General features: G+C 50.1%; 18 protein-coding genes. 5 read left to right on the top strand and 13 right to left on the bottom strand.

Annotated features, from left to right (window positions below; genetic code table 11):
• Nucleotides 1-1002: 1002 nt before the first annotated feature.
• The gene (locus Q1A69_RS03585; protein ID WP_299581231.1) at nt 1003-2310 is read left to right on the top strand and encodes a hypothetical protein; all 1308 of its coding nucleotides are present in this window, start codon (nt 1003-1005) and stop codon (nt 2308-2310) included.
• 392 nt (nt 2311-2702) lie between these two features.
• On the opposite strand, the gene Q1A69_RS03580 is transcribed toward Q1A69_RS03585, so the two are convergent.
• From Q1A69_RS03580 to Q1A69_RS03555, 7 genes are all read right to left on the bottom strand, one after another.
• Complete coding sequence (locus Q1A69_RS03580; RefSeq protein WP_299581229.1) at nt 2703-3059, bottom strand: hypothetical protein; 357 nt, start codon at nt 3057-3059, stop codon at nt 2703-2705.
• Nucleotides 3059-3331 carry a T6SS effector amidase Tae4 family protein gene (locus Q1A69_RS20315; protein ID WP_366525543.1) on the bottom strand — a complete coding sequence of 91 codons (273 nt, stop codon included), beginning with the start codon at nt 3329-3331 and terminating at the stop codon, nt 3059-3061. Before Q1A69_RS20315 ends, Q1A69_RS03580 begins: the two co-directional genes overlap by 1 nt.
• Complete coding sequence (locus tag Q1A69_RS03575; RefSeq protein WP_299581226.1) at nt 3222-3512, bottom strand: hypothetical protein; 291 nt, start codon at nt 3510-3512, stop codon at nt 3222-3224. The genes Q1A69_RS20315 and Q1A69_RS03575 overlap by 110 nt, the downstream gene beginning before the upstream one ends.
• Before the next feature lie 552 nt (nt 3513-4064).
• Nucleotides 4065-7211 carry a CusA/CzcA family heavy metal efflux RND transporter gene (locus Q1A69_RS03570; RefSeq protein ID WP_299581224.1) on the bottom strand — a complete coding sequence of 1049 codons (3147 nt, stop codon included), beginning with the start codon at nt 7209-7211 and terminating at the stop codon, nt 4065-4067.
• 17 nt (nt 7212-7228) lie between these two features.
• Nucleotides 7229-8482 (bottom strand): efflux RND transporter periplasmic adaptor subunit, encoded by a 1254-nt coding sequence (locus Q1A69_RS03565; RefSeq protein WP_299581222.1) that lies wholly within the window; start codon nt 8480-8482, stop codon nt 7229-7231.
• Nucleotides 8483-8496: 14 nt separating this feature from the next.
• Nucleotides 8497-9828, bottom strand: coding sequence for a TolC family protein (locus tag Q1A69_RS03560; RefSeq protein ID WP_299581219.1), 1332 nt, complete (start codon nt 9826-9828; stop codon nt 8497-8499).
• 69 nt (nt 9829-9897) lie between these two features.
• Nucleotides 9898-10311 (bottom strand): hypothetical protein, encoded by a 414-nt coding sequence (locus tag Q1A69_RS03555; protein WP_299581216.1) that lies wholly within the window; start codon nt 10309-10311, stop codon nt 9898-9900.
• A gap of 241 nt (nt 10312-10552) precedes the next feature.
• Between Q1A69_RS03555 and Q1A69_RS03550 the strand changes: the two genes are divergently transcribed.
• Complete coding sequence (locus tag Q1A69_RS03550; RefSeq protein ID WP_299581213.1) at nt 10553-11470, top strand: DUF2092 domain-containing protein; 918 nt, start codon at nt 10553-10555, stop codon at nt 11468-11470.
• A complete protein-coding gene (locus Q1A69_RS03545) occupies nt 11467-11973 on the top strand; it encodes a hypothetical protein (RefSeq protein WP_299581210.1) in 507 nt (168 codons plus the stop codon). Before Q1A69_RS03550 ends, Q1A69_RS03545 begins: the two co-directional genes overlap by 4 nt.
• A 57-nt stretch (nt 11974-12030) precedes the next feature.
• Here Q1A69_RS03545 and Q1A69_RS03540 read toward each other — a convergent pair whose 3' ends face one another.
• Both Q1A69_RS03540 and Q1A69_RS03535 read right to left on the bottom strand, forming a co-directional pair.
• Nucleotides 12031-12225: a zf-HC2 domain-containing protein gene (locus Q1A69_RS03540; protein WP_299581207.1), complete on the bottom strand. Its 195-nt coding sequence runs from the start codon at nt 12223-12225 to the stop codon at nt 12031-12033.
• Nucleotides 12226-12229: 4 nt separating this feature from the next.
• A complete protein-coding gene (locus Q1A69_RS03535; RefSeq protein WP_299581204.1) occupies nt 12230-12850 on the bottom strand; it encodes an RNA polymerase factor sigma-70 in 621 nt (206 codons plus the stop codon).
• 249 nt (nt 12851-13099) lie between these two features.
• Here Q1A69_RS03535 and Q1A69_RS03530 point away from each other — a divergent pair, with 249 nt between their 5' ends.
• On the top strand, nt 13100-14146 hold the full coding sequence (locus tag Q1A69_RS03530; RefSeq protein WP_299581201.1) for a methyltransferase domain-containing protein: 1047 nt from the start codon (nt 13100-13102) through the stop codon (nt 14144-14146).
• 63 nt (nt 14147-14209) lie between these two features.
• Here the strand turns inward: Q1A69_RS03530 and Q1A69_RS03525 are convergent, their stop codons facing one another.
• Both Q1A69_RS03525 and Q1A69_RS03520 read right to left on the bottom strand, forming a co-directional pair.
• Complete coding sequence (locus Q1A69_RS03525) at nt 14210-15196, bottom strand: hydrolase (protein ID WP_299581198.1); 987 nt, start codon at nt 15194-15196, stop codon at nt 14210-14212.
• A 236-nt stretch (nt 15197-15432) separates the two neighbouring features.
• On the bottom strand, nt 15433-16656 hold the full coding sequence (locus Q1A69_RS03520; protein WP_299581195.1) for an MFS transporter: 1224 nt from the start codon (nt 16654-16656) through the stop codon (nt 15433-15435).
• Nucleotides 16657-16763: 107 nt separating this feature from the next.
• On the opposite strand from Q1A69_RS03520, the gene Q1A69_RS03515 reads away from it, so the two are divergent.
• On the top strand, nt 16764-18005 hold the full coding sequence (locus tag Q1A69_RS03515) for an SLC13 family permease (protein ID WP_299581192.1): 1242 nt from the start codon (nt 16764-16766) through the stop codon (nt 18003-18005).
• 46 nt (nt 18006-18051) lie between these two features.
• Here the strand turns inward: Q1A69_RS03515 and Q1A69_RS03510 are convergent, their stop codons facing one another.
• Both Q1A69_RS03510 and egtD read right to left on the bottom strand, forming a co-directional pair.
• On the bottom strand, nt 18052-18381 hold the full coding sequence (locus tag Q1A69_RS03510) for a DUF411 domain-containing protein (RefSeq protein ID WP_299581189.1): 330 nt from the start codon (nt 18379-18381) through the stop codon (nt 18052-18054).
• A gap of 184 nt (nt 18382-18565) precedes the next feature.
• A complete protein-coding gene (egtD, locus tag Q1A69_RS03505; RefSeq protein WP_299581186.1) occupies nt 18566-19534 on the bottom strand; it encodes an L-histidine N(alpha)-methyltransferase in 969 nt (322 codons plus the stop codon).

Here is a 19534-nt window from a genome sequence, read left to right as displayed (position 1 = left end):
AGGAAGGTGTTAAATTACTTGAGCCCACTGGAATTTTTGGTGGGTAAACGTGTGTCACTTATGTTGGCAATCTAGGCTCCAATCCACTAGTCCCAGATAGTGATCCAACTGAAAGAGCAACCCTTTAGGCATATTCAGCCGCTCTCCGCCTACAAGTGGTAGTAATTCTTCGGCTGCTTACCTAAGATTGTTGCATAAATACACTATTGAATTGAGGTGTGATCAGGATCTTCTGCCATATTGGCACGGGTAGGATTAAGATGGAGGCAGTCCATGCAGACAGCGAGGGCTATTTCATCAAGAAGAGCCAGGGATTTGAAACGGCCTTCCCAGAATCGACCCGAACAATTGTCTTCGGCATTGGCCTGACAGGTGATAGATTCGTTTAAACAGGGCATAAACCAGCTAAGACCCCTCAAGCACTCTCACCATAGAGCGACCACTTCCTTTAGCTTTCTGGTTTCAAAGTGATCGAGCAACCCCCTTTGAAGAGAGCCTAGGGCCAAATTGGAGGTTTTGAGTGGTTTCTGTCAACGGAGTATGACCTCGGTATCAGGCCAACTCAGCGCTTTTTCTTTGTCGATATAAAGTACGATGCAGTAATGATTGCTCATTACTGCATAGGCCGCAATATCAAGAGCAAAGATTGAAGCCAGATTATGCATCCTTGGCTCAAGTCCACTCGCGACGATGCCCAGATTCGATACCCTTACCACACAAAAATGCCCATCAAACGCAGCGGGAAATGCAGTGGTAATAGAGCATTGTGTCTTTGTAGAATCGAGTACTATGAGGTAAAGGCATTGGCATACAGGATGAGCATACTTGTACAGTATTTAATTGTGTGATCACTGCTGTCTCAATATTTTTGGTGTATATAGCTATGGGTTCTGGACAGGTCCTGTGGTTATCCAGAATCGGTTGTTATAGGTGCTATATAAGTGGAGTGCTTTCTCCTTCTATACTAATAGGCAACTACCTCCCTGTTGGGATGCGCCTGTAATGAAAAAAGCAATACCTTTTCGTAAGCTAGGGGCTCAGGAAGCGCTCTTTGTTGAGCTGACCGAGAAGTCAAAGGGGGCAGTACAACTCGTTGTCTTCTTTAGAGTATGTAAGTCTCTGGATATTGAAGAATTAATGAAGGGGATGGAATACCTACATAACCTGCACCCTATGCTGCGTTCCCGGGTAGAAAAGAATCATCATACCTATTGGTTCTGTGACGTAGGATTCCAAGATATTCCTTTTGAGATAAAGCGCGATGCCTTGCCTTTAAATTATCAAGAGGAGTTCAATCACTTAGGGGGTAAAATTCTTGAGCTGGATAAATATAGTTATCGCTTTACGGTTTATGTCCATAAACATGGAAATGTAAAGTGGATTGCCTTTATGGTAAGCCACGCCGCCATTGATGGACGCTCAGCATTACTCTTAATCCGAGATTTGGATAGGTACTTGAGAGGGGATTCAGGATATGAGTCTTCTGCTTCGACAATGCAAAAATCGGTGGTGGAATATGTTAGCTCAATAAAACATCTTAAAAAACCACAGTTGACAATTAGTAACGACAATTATGCTTTCCCAAAATGGCCAGTAGAACAGGCGGCAAATGCTTCCCTTCGACGGGGCTGCTCTATTTACCGGCGCCTCCCCAAAAAATCTTGTGACCATTTACACTTACTTTCAAAACGTGAGAATGTTCAAATTACCTCAATCTATAATGCTATCGCTATTATCGCTGCCCGATCGCTTCCAGGCTTTCATTCCAGAGTAGAATTAATGCTACCTATAAATGCACAATATTTGTGTAAACGCCAGATAGATCCGAATGTTATAGGAGAGTGTACAACCACATTAACCTTATCCTTATCACCGGATGACACCAGTCTCAACTTGCTAAGTCTCGCGCATTTAATTCAAAGAAAAGTCTACTTGCAACTGAGGAATGGACGTTTTTTTGAGCCTCCACTTAAGCCCGATTACAACCTCGTGGAGATCGAAAATATGGCTAAAGATTTTTGCAATGCAAAAAAATACTTCCCCTCTGGGATTTGTGTATCCAATGTAGGAGAGATAATGGAATATACTGGCCCATTGACTTTCTTCGACTTTGGTGTAGTTATGACGGTTCAAACACATGGCGCACACCCCATAATGTTAGTGACCTGCACAATAAATGGAGAGGGCGTTTTTGTTTTTGGGTATTGTGAGCCGCTTGTTAGCAAAGAAAGTGCTTTGAAATATGTAAAAAAATATATGGAGACACTAAGAGATTTATCCGAGAGCAGCGATCTTCATATAAGTTATTAACCCACCGGATATAATACGAGCATAACAAAGAGGACGCACATACACTCTTTGTGTTGTGGTCAGGGCAAATCGATTCCCGGAGCCATCGGGATGAAACTAGAGCAATAAATTGGCAAACTTTTCTGTGATCGACATCGCAATTTATTCGATAATGATCAATCACCGCCATACCTTACTCTTTATCATCGATCTGCAAGGCAATCATCTTGAACTTTCAAAGTTATCTTCATGTAATTAAATAGACACACGCATCCAAGTTGGATTTTTGCATCAAAAACCCATATTTCAACCTTAGTATGGTTAAGTTCTGTGATAAAAATGAAAAGATCCCATTATATCCACCAACGTACTGAGGTTCAGCGAGGCGCCATCCAGAGATGGCTACCAGAAACTTACTTATCGATAATATTTTTCAACCCCTCACTTTTCTTTAAATTAAAACACTTGCTTAAAGACACATTAATATTATTCTTGGACTTCAAATTTGGAGAGTAATTTTTAATGAACAATGAAATTTCCTGGAACTTATCTGCTGAAACATCACTGTGCTCAACAATTCCTCCGGCTATAGATCGTATCTCATCAGTGTCATAGCCTTTCTCCTTGAAATACCAAAATAAACAGTTTGCCTGAGCATACTGATACAACATTTCTTGAGTGTCCTCACTAGTGCTGCTCGTTGGTGGTGGTGGTGCACAGGAAACAAGTGCAAAAAAAAAAATCAGAAAAAGCAACCCAACCTTTCGCATCAGAAGGTCTCCCAAAACATTATTTGGCTCGCCCTATCACCATAATCCGACCCGACACAAGCACTGCCATTCCATAAGTCTGCATGCCCGGTTACATCAGTCCAGCCGGAGACTTCAAAGACTATTATCCCTTCCTTGCCCGCCAGCTCTGTCTTATAAGTGTCAGTAGGTATTAATCTTGGCGAGCCATAAACTTCTCGAAGATATTTGGCAAGGATCTTGACCCTGTATAGATACCAAAATTTTCTCTCCAGACGATACCTGGACCACATCATTTCCGTTGCCATCTTGCGCCTTATAAATGGGAATCTGGTGCATTTCTCCAGAATAGTTAAATGCCTTTGATATTCTGGTCTTCAGCTTAACCTTGCCCGCTATTTCAGTAAAAACTTTCCCCTGCGGACTTGTTAGGAATGTTTTGCAGCAAAGCAGTTCATTCTGGTTGTTTTTCACCATTTATCCTTAATTCGCTTTCAAATAGAATTCCAATGAGCGCTACATTCCACTTCCAAGTATCTCCCCGCAAGGCGTTCCATAAAATATGAGTCAGCTACTTAAGATGTTCTACAACCTCAGTTAGTCCTGGGCCAATTACAGAGACTGACCCCAACCTGTTTAGAGGTTTAGCACTAGCCACCGATTACTCCTGGTTACTCTCTAGACATCACAAACACACTATGTCTGGATCTGTGATAACGGTTATTAATGCGCCATCTGACTAATCCAAATCTAGCAAAACCTAGCCCCGATGGAACATTCGGTTTTGATATCAAAGTACCAATAACCAACTCTAAATAGTCTCTCCGGGCTCGTATGACGGCCTTAAGCAATGTGAGGTGTAGCTCTCAGTCCCCGTCCCCAAATCATCGGTAACCTCGCTCTTTGGAGCAGAAAATAATTCAACGATGGGAGAGGCTAAATAGTGAAAGAAATTATTAGAAATTGACTTCAAGCTCTGCCTACTCCGTCCCAGGCAGAGGGGCGAAGTAGGCGGTCGTAGGGGGATCAAGTCAGACTTGTACGGCCTTTATCTGCCCGCTCCTTCTCATGCACAATCCGATACAACAGCGGCAATACAAACAGGGTTAAGAGCGTAGAAGAAATAATCCCCCCAATGACTACCGTAGCCAGTGGCCTTTGCACTTCGGCTCCGGTACCCACATTCAAGGCCATGGGCACAAATCCAAGGCTGGCCACCAGTGCCGTCATCAGTACCGGGCGTAGCCGGATCATGGCGCCGTCGATAATGGAGGTCAGCAACTCGCCGCCCTGCTCGCGCAATTGACGGATGAAGGAGAGCATTACCAGGCCATTGAGCACCGCTACACCGGAGAGCGCGATAAAACCTACTCCGGCGGAGATTGATAAGGGCATACCGCGCAACCACAGGGCCAGAACACCCCCAGTTAGCGCCAGGGGGACGCCAGTGAAGATTATCAAAGCATCCTTGAATGAGCCGAAGGCCATTACCAATAGGCCGAGGATTACCAGCAATGTGAGCGGAACCACGATGGAAAGGCGGGTGCTGGCGGACTCTAACTGTTCAAAAGTGCCACCGTAGACCAACCAATAACCGGCAGGCAGGGCTACTTGCTGCTCGATACGCGCCCTCGCCTCTTCCACAAAGGAACCCAGATCGCGATCGCGCACATTGGCTGTGACCACCACACGGCGCTTGCCGTTTTCGCGGCTGATCTGGTTGGGAGCCGGGGTCATTTCCAGGCTGGCGACTTCAGACAGGGGCACATAGCTGCCCAATGCGCTGCCTGCGGGCAAGGGTACAGGTAAATCGCCAAGGTTTTCATAATCGCGGCGCAAACTTTCCGGCAAACGAACCACCAGCTGGAAACGACGGTCGCCTTCGTAAATCAGGCCAGCCTCTTCACCCCCAATAGCGGTAGATACCAAATCCTGCAGAGTTTGTAGATCGATACCGTAGCGGGCGAGTGCGATGCGTTTGGGCACCACAGAGAGAACCGGTAAGCCTTCCACCTGTTCTACACGCGCATCAGCAACGCCTTCAATCCCATTCAGTACACCGAGGATCTCATTTGAAGATGCGACCAATTGGTCCAGATCATCGCCGAACACTTTGATACCCAAGTCGGCACGCACACCGGAAATCAGTTCGTTAAAACGCATTTGGATCGGCTGGGTAAACTCGTAGTTATTACCCGGCAAGAGGCGCACGGCCTCTTCGATGTCCGCTACCAGCCGCTCCTGGGGCAGTTTCGGGTTGGGCCATTGGTCTCTGGGTTTCAGCGTCACAAAATTATCGGCCACATTTGGCGGCATTGGATCGGTGGCCACTTCCGGGGTACCAATCTTTGCGAATACCTTATCGACCTGAGGAAACTCTTTAATACGCTGCTCCAGCAAACGCTGCATTTGCACCGACTGCTCCAAGCCGGTACCGGGAATGCGCAAGGCATGCAGTGCGATATCCCCCTCATTGAGCTGGGGAATAAATTCCGAACCGAGCGTGGTGGCAAGCCAGCTACAAAACATTACCAGCGCCATAGCGCCACAAAGCACCAGCCAACGCACTTTCATGGCGGCGATCAACAGTGGCTTGTACAGGGATTTGGTGGCAACGATCACCTTGTTTTCTTTCTCACTAACTTTGCCAGTGAGGAAAACAGCAACCGCTGCCGGGACCACGGTCAGTGAAAGCACCAGCGCAGCCAGCAAGGCCATCACTACCGTCGCCGCCATGGGGTGGAACATCTTGCCTTCCACACCGGTAAGCGTGAACAGCGGGATATACACCACCGTAATAATCAGCACACCGAACAGGCTCGGGCGAATGACTTCATTGGTGGCATGGAAGACCAGCTCTAAACGTTCCTGTAGAGGCAACTTACCTCCATTTCGGTGCTGCGCTTCGGCGAGCCGGCGAATGGCGTTCTCCACAATAATCACCGCCCCATCGACGATCAGTCCAAAATCGAGGGCACCGAGACTCATCAGGTTAGCGGAGACACCAGTTTGCACCATGCCGAAAATGGTGGCGAGCATGGAAAGTGGGATCACTGCGGCGGTAATAAAGGCCGCGCGCATATTCCCTAGCAACAAGAACAGTACAACGATAACCAGTAGCGCGCCTTCGACGAGGTTTTTCTGCACGGTGGCGATGGCTTTATCTACCAAGGTGGTGCGATCGTAAACGGCTTCCACCTTAATACCTTTCGGCACCGTAGTTTTCACCCGCTCCAGGGCTTCCGCCACATTGCGAGCGACCTCGCGGGAGTTCTCCCCCACCAACATCATGGCCGTACCCAGTACCGTTTCTTCGCCATCACGGGTGGCGGCACCGGTGCGCAGCTCTTTACCGATAGCCACGTCCGCCACATCGGAAATCTTTACCGGCACTCCGGCGCGACTGGTAATGACCACATCTTCGATTTCGGCGATATCTTGCAGCTGCCCTGGGGAGCGTACCAGCAGTTGGCGACCGTTATTTTCCAGATAACCGGCACCGCGACTTTCGTTGTTGCGGCGCAAGGCCTCAACGATATCTTCCATCGATACACCGAAGTTGAGCATCTGACGGGGATCGGGGGTAACGTGATACTGCTTGTTGTAACCGCCGATGGTGTTCACTTCCGTAACGCCAGGCACCAGAGACAATTGCGGTTTGATGATCCAGTCCTGGATTTCCCGCAAGGCGGTGGCATCGTAGGGCTGCCCGTTGGGCTGGGTAGCGCCGGGCAGTGCCTCTACGGTGTACATGAAAATCTCACCGAGCCCGGTAGCGATAGGCCCCATTTCGGGTTCCAGCTCCGGGGGTAAATTACTCTTAATAGTACCGAGGCGACTGTTAATTAAGTTGCGCGCAAAATAGAGATCCGTGCCCTCCTTAAACACCACTGTTACCTGGGATAGCCCGTAGCGGGAAAGCGAGCGGGTATATTCCAGATTTGGCAAGCCGGCGAGCGCGGCCTCTACCGGGTAAGTAATCCGCTGCTCCGCCTCCAAAGGCGAATAGCCGGGAGCCTCGGTATTAATCTGCACCTGAACATTGGTGATATCGGGGACCGCATCGATAGGGAGTTTCTGGTAACTCCAAACCCCCAGCCCCACCAAGATAAAAATCAGGGACAGCACGAAGTAACGCCGCTCAATAGAGAAACGCAGGATGTTTTCAATCATCTTCTGGCCTCTCTTAGTTAGTGGCTGTGCGCAGCGCCGGATTTTTCGATATCCGCTTTAATCAGGTAGCTGTTCTCGGTGACATAGCGATCGCCCACATTGAGCCCGCTCAGCACTTCGGTAACCCTGCCATCACTGCGCCCCAATTTCAGCGGACGAATCTCGTAGGTTTCCCCCACTTGGATAAATACCACCGTCCAGTCGCGGAAAGGTTGCAACGCGCGATTCTCCACGACTAAAGGCGCAGGCTTTTCATTGGTCACCACCTGGCCCTGAACCATCAGATCCGTAGTCCAAAGGTCATTGGGGTTTTCGATGGCGGCTCTCGCAATGGCGAAGGGTTGACCGTTACCACCGGGAGCGAGGCTGGTGATGGTGGAATCAAAAGTACGGTTGCCGGCAATAATGGAAACCTTTTGGCCCCGATTGATCTGGCCGCGACGTGTCGGAAATACCTGTAGCTCGGCCCACAATTGGTTGTAGTTGGCGATAGTAAACAGCACACGTTCACCGCTGAACTCACCGCGACTGGTCTGCTTATCGATGATCTGACCACTAATAGGCGCAATCAAAGGATAAGTTTGCAAGCTGTCATTGGATTCGATCGTTGCAAGCTTTTCCCCCTTCTCTACCAAGTCACCAAGGGCTTTTTCGATAGTGACGACGGTTCCCGGATAGCGCGCTCGCACATGGCTGATACTGCGATGATCGATCGCAGTTTTGCCGTACAAAGTCACACTTTCTGTAATGGTGCCAGGACCAGCTACGGCAGTTTTAATACCGGCCTTCTCTGCCATCTGCTCTGTGATCTGCACCCGGCCTTCATGGGATTCATACTGCCACTTGGTACGCTCGCCATTATGAAAAACTGAAACCGTCACCTCGAAAGAGTGAGGCTCCCCCACGATGCCTTCGCCGCGGTAATACCCGGTGCTGGACGCCCAGGAAAATGGGATCTGATCCACTTTGCCGCCGAGTCTCTCTAGCTCAACCGAGAGGCGGGCATTGTCGAGAGACTTCCCATCGTGGGTAATCCAGGCACGGAATTCCGGCTGCACGCCGCTTTCATAAATAAGCAGCTCCACGGCAAGATCGCCCTCTTCCAATAAACGGCCACCATTGGGGCCCTTTTCCTCTTCATGCTCATCCTGCCCACCATGGCTTTTGCCGTGGTCACCACTGGCGTGACTTTGTGGTGCCAGCCATACCCCTGTAAGCAGCAGGGACAGTGACAATATCGCCAGCCGAAGCGCTTTTGTTGATCTGCTCATATCTCAATCCAAAATTATTTACTGCTATCAACGCCAGCGGACCCCAAGGGACTGGCGGTCAGCTGTTCAATCTCCGCACCGAAAAGAAGTACGGATCGAGCCGCTTCGATCCGGGCGCGCTTTGCATCGAGGAGTTCCTCGCGTGCGGAGATTAGGTCTACGTAGGAATCCCGACCGCGACGGTAGGCGCGGTCTACTTCGTTTAAGGCCTGGCGAAGTTTAGGGATTACGGCGTCTTGCAAAGTGGAAACTGTACCAAGTGCCTGCTCGCGACTGGTCACCGCCAGGTAGAGTTGCGGGTAGAGTTGCAGCAAAGCCGCCTCACGACGCAGCACGACTTCATCCAATTCGGTCATTGCCGTTATGAAAGCTCCGCGATTGCGTTTGGCACCAAATAAAGGGACGTTAAAACCCGCCAGAACAGCGGTTTCATTGACAGCTGGATTCACACGAAGACCGGCATACCAGCCAACATCTGGCCTCGAATTTGCCTGTGTGAGACGCAACTGCGAGGCCTGCAGACGCTCTTCGGAAGCAAAGCGTGCTATCGCAGGGTTTTCCTGGGATTGCACATACAGTACATCGAAGCTTGCACCCGGCTCGAAGCGGTAGAGCTCGCTGGAATCCACCAGATAATCCTGGGCAGGCTGCCCCCATAGAGCTGATAGTGCGAGCTTGTAGTACACCAACATGCTCTGGTCACCCTCCTCAGCCAACAAGGCTTTCGCCAGGGCTGATTCTGCACGCAAACGCTCAGAAACGGGGCTCGCTGCGGCGCTGACCCGCGTACTCACCGCACTCAGGGTCTCCCGAGCGAGGGAGACTTTCTCTTTGGCTAAGACCACCAACTCCTGAGCGGCAAGTACCTGGGTGTAGCGGCGAATAACTTCGGCCAAGAGGTCTAACGCCTTGGCCTGTTCATCGGCGATTAACAAGTCTCGCTGTGCGTTCACCACATCAACACGTGCCATTCGTTTGCTCCCCAACTCGATCACTGAAGACAGTGTCACGGTTAGCTCAAACTCGTTATCGGCATCGTCTTCAGGATCTGGGGCATTATCCGAGTTACTTTCATTGAAATGCTTGTATTCGGTTTCAACACCCAATTCCAACGCGGGTTTCAGTGCGGCAGTCTGCCCGGCACCGTCCAGCCCTCTCTTCTGCAATGGAAATACTGCGAGTTCCGGATTTTGCGCGAGCGTCAGCCCAATCGCATCCGGTAGTGTCAGCAAGTCCCCCTTCTGCGCAAATACCGATTGCGCAGGTAAACACAAAACCGCCGCCAACAACGGCCACAAGGCACGGCAACGAATCACACTCGCAATGAGCGTGCGAAACAAATCCATGAGGTTCTCCAAATCCTATCTCTTTCGGCGCGCGCGAGCTTTTAAGGGCCCATTCGCAAAACTGAGAAATCAGACTTGGGTTATCGGTGGGCGCAACAGGGGAGAAAAGTAACCGCTGGGTACAGCCGCGCTAATCACTTCGCGATAAGAAATACTGCCCCAGAGAAGAGGCTGGAAGGACTGCCCTAACAAGCCGGCAGCGGTACTGCCATGACAATGGCAGCAATGATTACAAAAATCTAGCAGTGGTGCATGCGCACCGGGCTCCCCAGCAACGGGCGATTCCTGGATAACTTCGTCCGTTGAGGACGTGGCTTCGACATCGGTAGGATTGAGCTCGCCACTGCTACCGGACCAATCCAGATGGTGGGGCTCGAGATGGCTGGTAACATCCTGTAGTTCTTCGTGGCTGTCATAGAAAGCACCTGCAGTCTGGAAGACCAGCAGCGCAATCAATAAAAAGGACAGTCTGAGTAGGTTCATAAGAACAGCGGGACCACAAAATCTTGTTTTTGACTCTAACAAACATGACAGCATAGCTCAAATAGAAACCCACAGCTGCACATGACTCTACGGGGCTAAACACGAACATAGTCGAAAAGGTGAATTAACAGTCACCCGAAAGCCAGGCTGTTCAATACCAACCTCAACCAAGATCGCCTTTAACTCCTCTACACTGATTTTGATGCCACTAATTTGATTTTGTACTGGGAGGTATCGGTCTATGCTTGCCCCTCACCCACTTGGCTACCATACCAGGGCACTGCTTCTCGCGGTGTCAATGGCACTGATTCCCGCTGCTTTCGCACAGCCCGCACCCACACCCCCGGATAATCCACCCACTCAGGGCCAGCAAGGCGGTTCAGGCGGTCCACCACAGAACCAACCCGCCCCCACCGATGGCACAACAGGGCAGGGTCAGATGCCTCCGGCTCTGGCTGGAATCGCGGAAAATGGAGAGGCTATTGACCCCAAAGCCATGGAGGCTCTGAAAAAGATGGGGGAATATCTGGCGAGCATGAAAATGCTGATGTTTAAAGCCAGGATCTTTGCCGATGTAGTTCTGGAGAATGAACAGAAGCTATTAATTGGCGGCAAGGTCACCTATATGGCCATGCCACCCAATCAGTTGCGCGTTGATCTGACCACTGATTCGATCACACGAAGATTCCTTCACGCCGGCAATAAGTTCACCATGATCGCTCCGCGCAATGGTTACTTTGCGGAAATGCAGGCTACAGAGCCGACAGCCCAGGTACTCAGTAAAGCTGCGAAGGAGTATGGCATTGAAGTGCCTTTTGCGGATTTACTCGAATGGGGTCGCAAACCGGACGCCTGGGCTGGGATCAAAGAGGGTTTTTTGGTCAATTCGCCAATGATCAATGGGCAGCGCACCAAACACTGGGCCTTCCGCTCGGAAAACCTGGACTGGGAAATCTGGATCAAAGTTGGCGACCAGCCTCTACCTCTGCGTATCTCTACAGTAAATACTCGCGACCCGGCCAAGCCGCGCTTCCTCGCGACGCTTAAGTGGATGAAGGCCAAGCCCGAAGCGGCGAAGAAATTCATCGCGAATACCGAGAAGCTTAAGCAGATCCCATTTAAAAAGGCCGAGCCGAACAAGAAGGAGGCCTCGCAATGATTCGTGTTAAGTACCCCAAGGCCCGAGCCTTGTCCTTATGGGCCGCGCCACTGATCCTCTCGGGAACTCTACTCTGCAGCATTTTCAGTTCCGAGGTGCAGGCGCGAGGACACTTTGGAGGAGGCGGCGCTCATTTCAATGTTGGCGGGCATTTCCATGCCGCTCGTCCAATGCCTGGTGGACGCTTCCACGGCGAATTTGAACGGGGAGACTTTGAACGGCGATTCCCCAATCATCCCCCTTTTCACCCTGTTCGTCCCGGACACCACCGCCATCCGCCTTATCCCCCACCCTGGCGCCCCCGGCACTGGCCATACCCCGGCCCTGCCTATTGGGGAGTTACCGCGGTAGGTGTGGGGGGGTGGCTATACACTCTGCCACCGAGCTGCGTCAGGGTAAGCATCGGCAATGTGACCTATGAACGTTGTGGAACTTACTGGTATCAACCCCACTTTGTCGCTGGGCATATCGCCTATCGGCATGTACCGCCTCCGCGGCGTTAAGCCGTCTCCCTAAAGTGGTAAACGATCGCATAGGATCCCCTGGCGGAAGAGAGGAATCTATTCCCCTGTTTTCTCAGGGCCACCCCCTGCATAGGATTTACTGATACGACGAAGGGCATGGAGCTGCCTACCGAAATTCCGACATGGAGCGCACATTGCCAAATGCAGCTTAAGGCTGGCCTGCTCACTGAAGAGCAGGTTGCGCTCCTGGGACTCCGACATCAGCCGCGTTGCTCCCCGGCAAGATTTCATAGACTCAACCCTCCACGCCAAACCAGTTATCTTCCAAACACTCGCGCAGCCGCAGCCGCGCCCGATGGAGTGTCACATTCAAGTTGCTCACAGAGACTTCCGCCGCGGCACAAATCTCGTGACTTTCCAGCTCAATAAACTCCCGCATCATAAATATTTGCGCCTGACGGGAAGGTAGGTGATTGAGGCAGGCGTCGAAAATTCTCCAGAAGTGCTTGTCGTGAATTGCCGACTCTGGATCTGCCCACTTCTTGGGACGCTCATCCTTTCTCCAGTGACCCGTTTGATCAAACAACTCATCGTGATCGCACTCCTCACGATCACCGCGAACGAGTTGATCCGCATCCACAAAGCGCTGCCGCTGTCGCAGGATATCGGCAATTTTGTTCTTCAAAATAGCAAATACCCAAGTTTTCAGCGCTGATCGACCTTTAAAGCTGCGAGAATTCTTCAGAGCCCCCACAAGAGCCTCCTGTACTGCATCTTCAGCTAGCTGGACGTCCTGCAATTGCAGACTGGCGAAACGAAGCATCTGCTCCCGCAAGTCCACAAGAAACTGTGGATTCTGCAAAGAATCCTCTGCACTTGGCTCAAGCGAAGCACTGGGGGCAAGGTAATCGCTCAATTACGGTCCCTCTTAAAATCGAAGCGGAAACCGGCGATATTAACTAAAAAAGAGAGATTATCTAACAGCCAACCCACCTTGGCACCAAAAGGCAACTTTACCCCCTTACTGAACACTAATACTGTCACTGTAACTTCTTGGTCGCAGAAACCCCGCACTTGTTACAAAGTGAAAGGACAGGTAAAAGATAGCGACGCAATGGCGCCCTGCGCCCGATAGGAAAATCACTCTGCGAAAGGTAGAACCCCCATGCACGATATTGTTCAGGACTATTACGGACGCCAACTGAAAAGCACATCAGACCTGCAAACTGATGCTTGCTGCGATTCCAGTGCAGTGCCGATCTGGTTGAAACCATTATTAGCCGCCATTCATCCTGAAGTCCTGTCTCGCTATTACGGTTGTGGTCTTGTGTGCCCTCCTCTGCTAGAAGGTTGCCGAGTGCTGGATCTGGGTTGTGGCTCAGGGCGTGATGTCTACCTGCTCTCCCAGTTGGTGGGCCCCAGCGGCGAAGTGGTGGGAGTGGACATGACCGATGAGCAGCTAAAGGTTGCCGAGCAGCATCGAGACTACCATGCAGATAAGTTTGGGTATGACAACGTCACCTTTTTGCACGGCTACATTGAGCGGCTTGAAGAGCTGGGACTACAAGCGGGCAGCTTTGATGTGATTGTGTCCAATTGTGTTGTAAACCTATCTACCGACAAAGGCGCGGTACTTCGCGGCTTACATCGATTACTCAAGGAAGGCGGGGAATTTTACTTCTCCGATGTCTATGCCGACCGGCGCGTACCCGATACCGTACGCACAGATCCGGAGCTCATTGGTGAGTGTCTAGGTGGCGCACTCTATTGGAATGACTTCCTCGAGCTCGCGCACTCCAACGGCTTCCGCGATAGCCGCCTGGTAGAAAGTCGCCCCTTGGAAGTCACCAACCCTATCCTTTCGGCACGTTGTGGGCGTGTGCACTTCTATTCAGCCACCTATCGCCTGTTTAAGCTCGCGGGACTGGAAAGAGATTGTGAGGATTACGACCAGGCCGTGGTCTATAAGGGCAGTATTCCCGATCAGCCCAATGCATTTAACTTAGATGGACATCACCGGATTGAGACAGGGCGCGTATTCCCGGTGTGTGGTAACACCTGGAAAATGCTGGCCGAGACCCGAATGGCCCCACACTTCGACTTTATTGGAGACTTCTCACAGCACTACGGCTTATTTCCCGGATGTGGCCGCGAAATACCTTTCTCCCAGGGGGCAAACCTTAGTAGTAATGCCGAAAGCTCATGCTGCTAAACCACCATTTGCCAGCGCCGCACCTATCGGCGCTCCCCCATCTTCTCTAGGTTCTAAGAGGCTCTAGGCTCTGTCCCGCCGAATGGCAGAGTCGAAAAAAGTTGGCACTCTATGCTCTAGCCAGTAGCTCGGGTGCCACAAAGAGCCACCCACGAAGCCTACATGCCCACCTTGCAGGGTGATTTCCAGTTGTACCATCGAGCTCACCTCCCTTTTTTCCGGGATCGCGGATGGACACACAAAAGGGTCGTCAATGGAATTGATGATCATCGTCGGTACCCCAACCTCCTTGAGAAGATGCTTACTTGATGCCTTGCTGTAATAATCATCGGCATCCCGAAAGCCGTGCAAAGGCGCAGTGAAGGTGTTATCAAAATGGCGGAAGTTATTAAAGTTGGTGGCATCGTTCACGTTGGGTAATGCCGCCGCAATACAGGGGTTCTCAGCTTTTTGCTTTAGCGTATGACGCAGGCAACTCAGCAGGTGGCGCTGATAGAGTTTGGACAATCCAGTATTGATTCTACGACTGCAGGCGTGAAGATCCATCGGTGAAGACACGGCTACAGCAGCGGTTATCGGGCTGCATGTCCCATCCTCTCCCAGCATTTTGAGCAGCACATTCCCACCCAGAGAGTAGCCCACTACCATAATCGGAGTTGCGGGCAGCTCCCCCCTCAGTTGCTCGACCATCCAGCGCGGATCATCGCTGTCACCACTGTGGTATGCCCTTGGCAGCCGATTGGGGACGCCCCCACAACCGCGGAAGTGCATCACGGCAACCTGATAGCGGCGTGAAAGCAGAGATTCCATCATACCCTGAACATAGGCCGAGGCCACAGAGCCTCCCAGACCGTGAAGAATCAACACCAGGGGTAATTCCGGGTCATCGACTAGTGGGCGCGGGGTGAGTAGTGCAAGGCAGTCTCCGTCTGGCGTTTCGTACCAGCGGCACTTGGTTGCTATCCAGGGTACTGGGCGATGCACCCGACCGAAGACAGTTTGAAGATGGCAATTTCCAAGGCCTGTGGCGGGGGTAAACTTATCAGTCATACTCCGGATCCCGCTAATACATTGAACCTTCCTCAACGCTCTCCCCAGGAGAATGATTGCCGGTTGTGTGGCCGGAAATTTTCCACCAACAAACACGTATTACCAACCAGACAGAGCGGCCTTCGAGTAACACCGGTGGGGGCATTAGCCTCCCAGATTTACTCGAATACTTTCAGTATATAACGAACTTCACAGGGTGTTAGGATTTGCGCCAGTGGCGCATAGCGATAGGGAGGCTATCCGGGGTTGCCGGCCTCACTCGGAGGTTTGCGCATCGTTTCGGGAACAAAAATCAGGAAGAATGTCGCAGCAATCGTAGCAATACCCGCTAGCGACAGAAAAGCCGCACCGTACCCAAAAAACTGCGCAATATATTCCGCCGAAAAGTTACTGCAAGCTGATCCAATCCCCACCAATGCCGCCATCGCCCCCAGAGTTACGTTAAAGCGCCCTGTGCCTTTGGTCAGGTCCGCACACATTAAGATGATAATTACTCCAAAGATGCCATTGGCCACGCCATCCAGGGACTGAATAGCCACCAGAAAGAAAGGATTATCAGTAGACATAAATAAGATTGCACGAATCGGATTTATGCAGAAACCAATCATAAAAATGATTTTACGCCCCCAGGCATCCGCTTTAGCCGCACACATGAACGACATCAGCATCATCCAAAATTGCGCGGCAATGATGCAGGCGGAAGTAAACGCAATCGCTTGATTCACATTCGAGTTGATCGACAACTTCTGGCTGACCAATGGCAACATGGCCGCATTGCCAAAGTGAAATAGAAAGACGCTCACAGCCAATGCGATCAGGCGCTTATCTGTCAGTAGCACTGAAAAACCAGCCGGTTCCTTTTTTCCCGAAACGTCGCGTTTTTCACCACCTCGAGCACGCATATGATCAATTGAATTGGCGGGGATAAAACCAACGGAAATAGCCATCAACACGCCCATGATGGCCATCAACCAGAAAACGCCCTCCGCCGCAATCGTCAGGGCGACTATACCGGCAATCGCCGCGGCAAAAACATTGCCGGCATGATTCGCGGCCTGATTGGCGCTGGTCTGTAGCGTAAAGTTTTTGTCACTACAGACCCCGAGGGTGATTGCGGCAATAGAGGGCGCGACAAAAGCAATTGCTGCCCCCATTAGAACCTGAGAGCCGTAGATAATAGGCTTATGAGTGGTCAACGCGACAATGGCAATGGAGACTACAGCAATAATTACGCCGCAAGCGGCGATCAGTACCCGCTTAAAACGGGTACTGTCAATAAAAGCCCCGGCGGGTGTTTGCAGTAAAACAGTTGTTATACCGCCAATCGCCAATACAAGCCCGATATCTCCGGTCTTCCAATGCATGGCCGACAATAGGTAAATCGCCAGGTAGGGACCGAGACCAGCAACCACATCTCCCGCGAAGAAGTTCGTAAAGAGAAGAGGTTTGTTTAAACTCATAAAGAAGTCTTGTTTTGAGTAGGATAGGCGCCCTTGCACTTAGCAGAAGAACCGAGTATTGATTTTCAGAGTAGCAGTTGCCAGGGATCAAATCCGAGGTTGCTCCCATGTCAATCAGCCTGATTGTGTCGGCAATTATTTTCATATTGATTGCCGCACGCCAGTGGCTACCTTCGACAATACGTATATGGCATATCATGACTCTGGGGGCGATTGCCCTGCTATTCATGCGTCAAATCAGCCTAAAAGATGCCTTCTTCGCCATAGACTGGGATCTGATACTTTACTTGTTCTCTGTCTTCTCAATAGCCTCCGCCCTATACGATACGGGAATATCTGCACAAATCAGCCAGCGTATTCTTTCGGTCAAAAGTCCTGGTTTAGTGTTGACAAGCTATATTCTCGTTATGGCAGTATGTGCCGCCATTCTGACCAATGATGCAGCCGCTGTTATTGGTGTACCGATTGCAATCGTACTTGCGAAAAACATGAAATGGGGCTTGATTCCTCTACTGATCACCCTATGTGCAACGGTGACTATTGGCAGCATGATTTCCCCGGTAGGCAATCCGCAAAACATACTGATCGCCAATGCCGGAAACGTCGAAAACATGTTTGTTGTTTTCGGCCAGTGGATTTTTATTCCCGCTTTGATCACCATGTTTTTATCCATGATATGGTTAAAGCGCTTTTTCAAAACCAGTGACATCATCAACTATGAGGCCACGAAGGATTACCAAGGAGAAAAAGCCCTTACCCAAAAATGGCCTGCGCTTTTATCAGCGGCTCTACTCCTAATTTTTATTTTTCTTGCGAGCATATTGCACAATGTAGATGGGATATATCACCCTACCATCGGACAAATTGGTTTAGCGGCCTGCCTACCCATCTATATCGCAAGCCATGAACGCAGACGCATACTAAGGGAAGTAGACTGGCCCACCCTATTCTTTTTTATTTCCATGTTTGTGGTAACCGGATCATTACTGCAATCTGGTTCTCTACAACATTTCCTAAAGGTGAGTAACATTGATCTGGCGGAACCCGAAACCGTCGCCTTTGTAAGCTTCTTCGCCAGCCAACTATTTTCCAATGTGCCAGTCGTTGAGATATACCTTAACTTGTTGCAGGAACGTGATACTCAAACACTCATGATGCTTTCTGCGATATCGACTGTTGCAGGCAATCTTTTTATCATCAGTGCCGCGAGTAATGTCATTGTGTTGCAGCAGGCAGAAAAGTTTGGTGTCAAACCTTTTAACTTCTGGCAGTTCTTCTTTTTGATGCTACCAGTAAGCATTATTAGCGTATTAGTGAGTTATTTTTGGATTACCTGGTATGCCTCTTAGTGAACAAGAAGAGGCATACCACCATCTAAGATAGGCACTGCTTGAACTACAGGGTTTTCGAAGAATAAGTAATACCAGTATCGTCCAGACTTTCAATACGAGCATATAAACGATAGTCACCGCCTTGAAGCAACAGGTAAATATTGTACGGTTCGAACTTATCTCTATCCTCCATGCCAGGGCTTCCCACTGGCATCCCTGTTACTATCAACCCCACCCCTCCCTCTGGAGGGGAAGCGAGAAAACCCTGAACGTACGAAGCCGGTACATGGCCTTCAAACACATAGCGATTTTTCCATACCGCCGTGTGGCATCCCTCCATCCCCCGGGGTATACCCCACTTGCGCTTCACTGCCTGCATATCTATTTTGAACACCGAGGCGGTCTTGAAATGACTCTCCCTTAGGTGAGCAACCCATTTTTTACAACAAAAGCAAAGTGGATGTTTGTAAACAACGAGGGGAGCGGAACTATCGGCACTTTCTTCCGATATGGCCCCAACAGGAAAAAAAGTGAAAAACAAAACTGGTATGATTATTTTTAACCATACCCTATAGAGCCTAGATAGCTTGAGCATAATGCATCGCATAGGTTTCTGCTGAATCCAACCATCGGCAAACCGGTTCAAACCCACTGCGTAACAACAACCTGTTAAAACCATCGACCGAGTATTTATGGCTGTTTTCAGTGTGGATAGTCTCGCCCTCCAAGAAATCTACTCTTGTTCCGGCTATCGAAACACTATGACTTTTAAGACACACTAGGTGCATTTCGACACGATGACGTAAAGAATGATAAAACGAGCGGTGAGCAAACAACGACAAATCAAAATTTGCCTCCAACTCACAATTGATCCTGTGCAAAATATTCAAATTAAACTTTTCGGTAACATGATCGCTATCATTATAAGCGCGCTCCAGAACCACCGAATCCTTCACCAGGTCAGTTCCTATAAGTAGCCCATCGCCAGAGCTCAAGTTGGATACAAATGATTCCAATAAGCCCTCTGCCTCCAAGGGCTCAAAGTTACCTATCGTCGATCCCGGGAAAAATACAACACGTTTACGTGAAGGAATATACGTTAATTTGTCCCAAACCATTGATTGAGTAAAGTCACCTACTTCACTCCACACCTGCAGATCAGGCAACCCCTTTTTAATCCTCAATTCCGCACCCTGTAAAATTTCAGGCGAAATATCTATTGGGCAGTAGCCTCTTGGAGACTCCAGGGCAGCGAGTAAAGGCTCTACTTTTTCACAGTTGCCCGCTCCCGGTTCGACTAACAAAGCTCCAGGACCAATCTCACGTGCTATTTCACTGAGAGAGGACGAGAATATCTCAGCTTCTGTGCGCGTAAGGTAGTAATCTTTAGCCACACAAATCTCTTCGAAAAGCCGTGATCCAAGTTCGTCGTACAGATACTTGCAGGGCAGTGTCTTCCTTTTACCCCCCAAGCCCTTCAGCACATCGCGAAGAAACTCACTATTCTGGTGCTGATTTTCTGGAACGGACGATAAGGCTGCTTTCAC

Origin of the sequence: uncultured Microbulbifer sp., from assembly GCF_947498635.1 — a bacterium.
Taxonomy (GTDB): Bacteria; Pseudomonadota; Gammaproteobacteria; order Pseudomonadales; family Cellvibrionaceae; genus Microbulbifer; species Microbulbifer echini.
The sequence above is the reverse complement of the archived record's forward strand: the minus strand, read 5'-3'. Positions and strand labels throughout refer to the sequence as shown.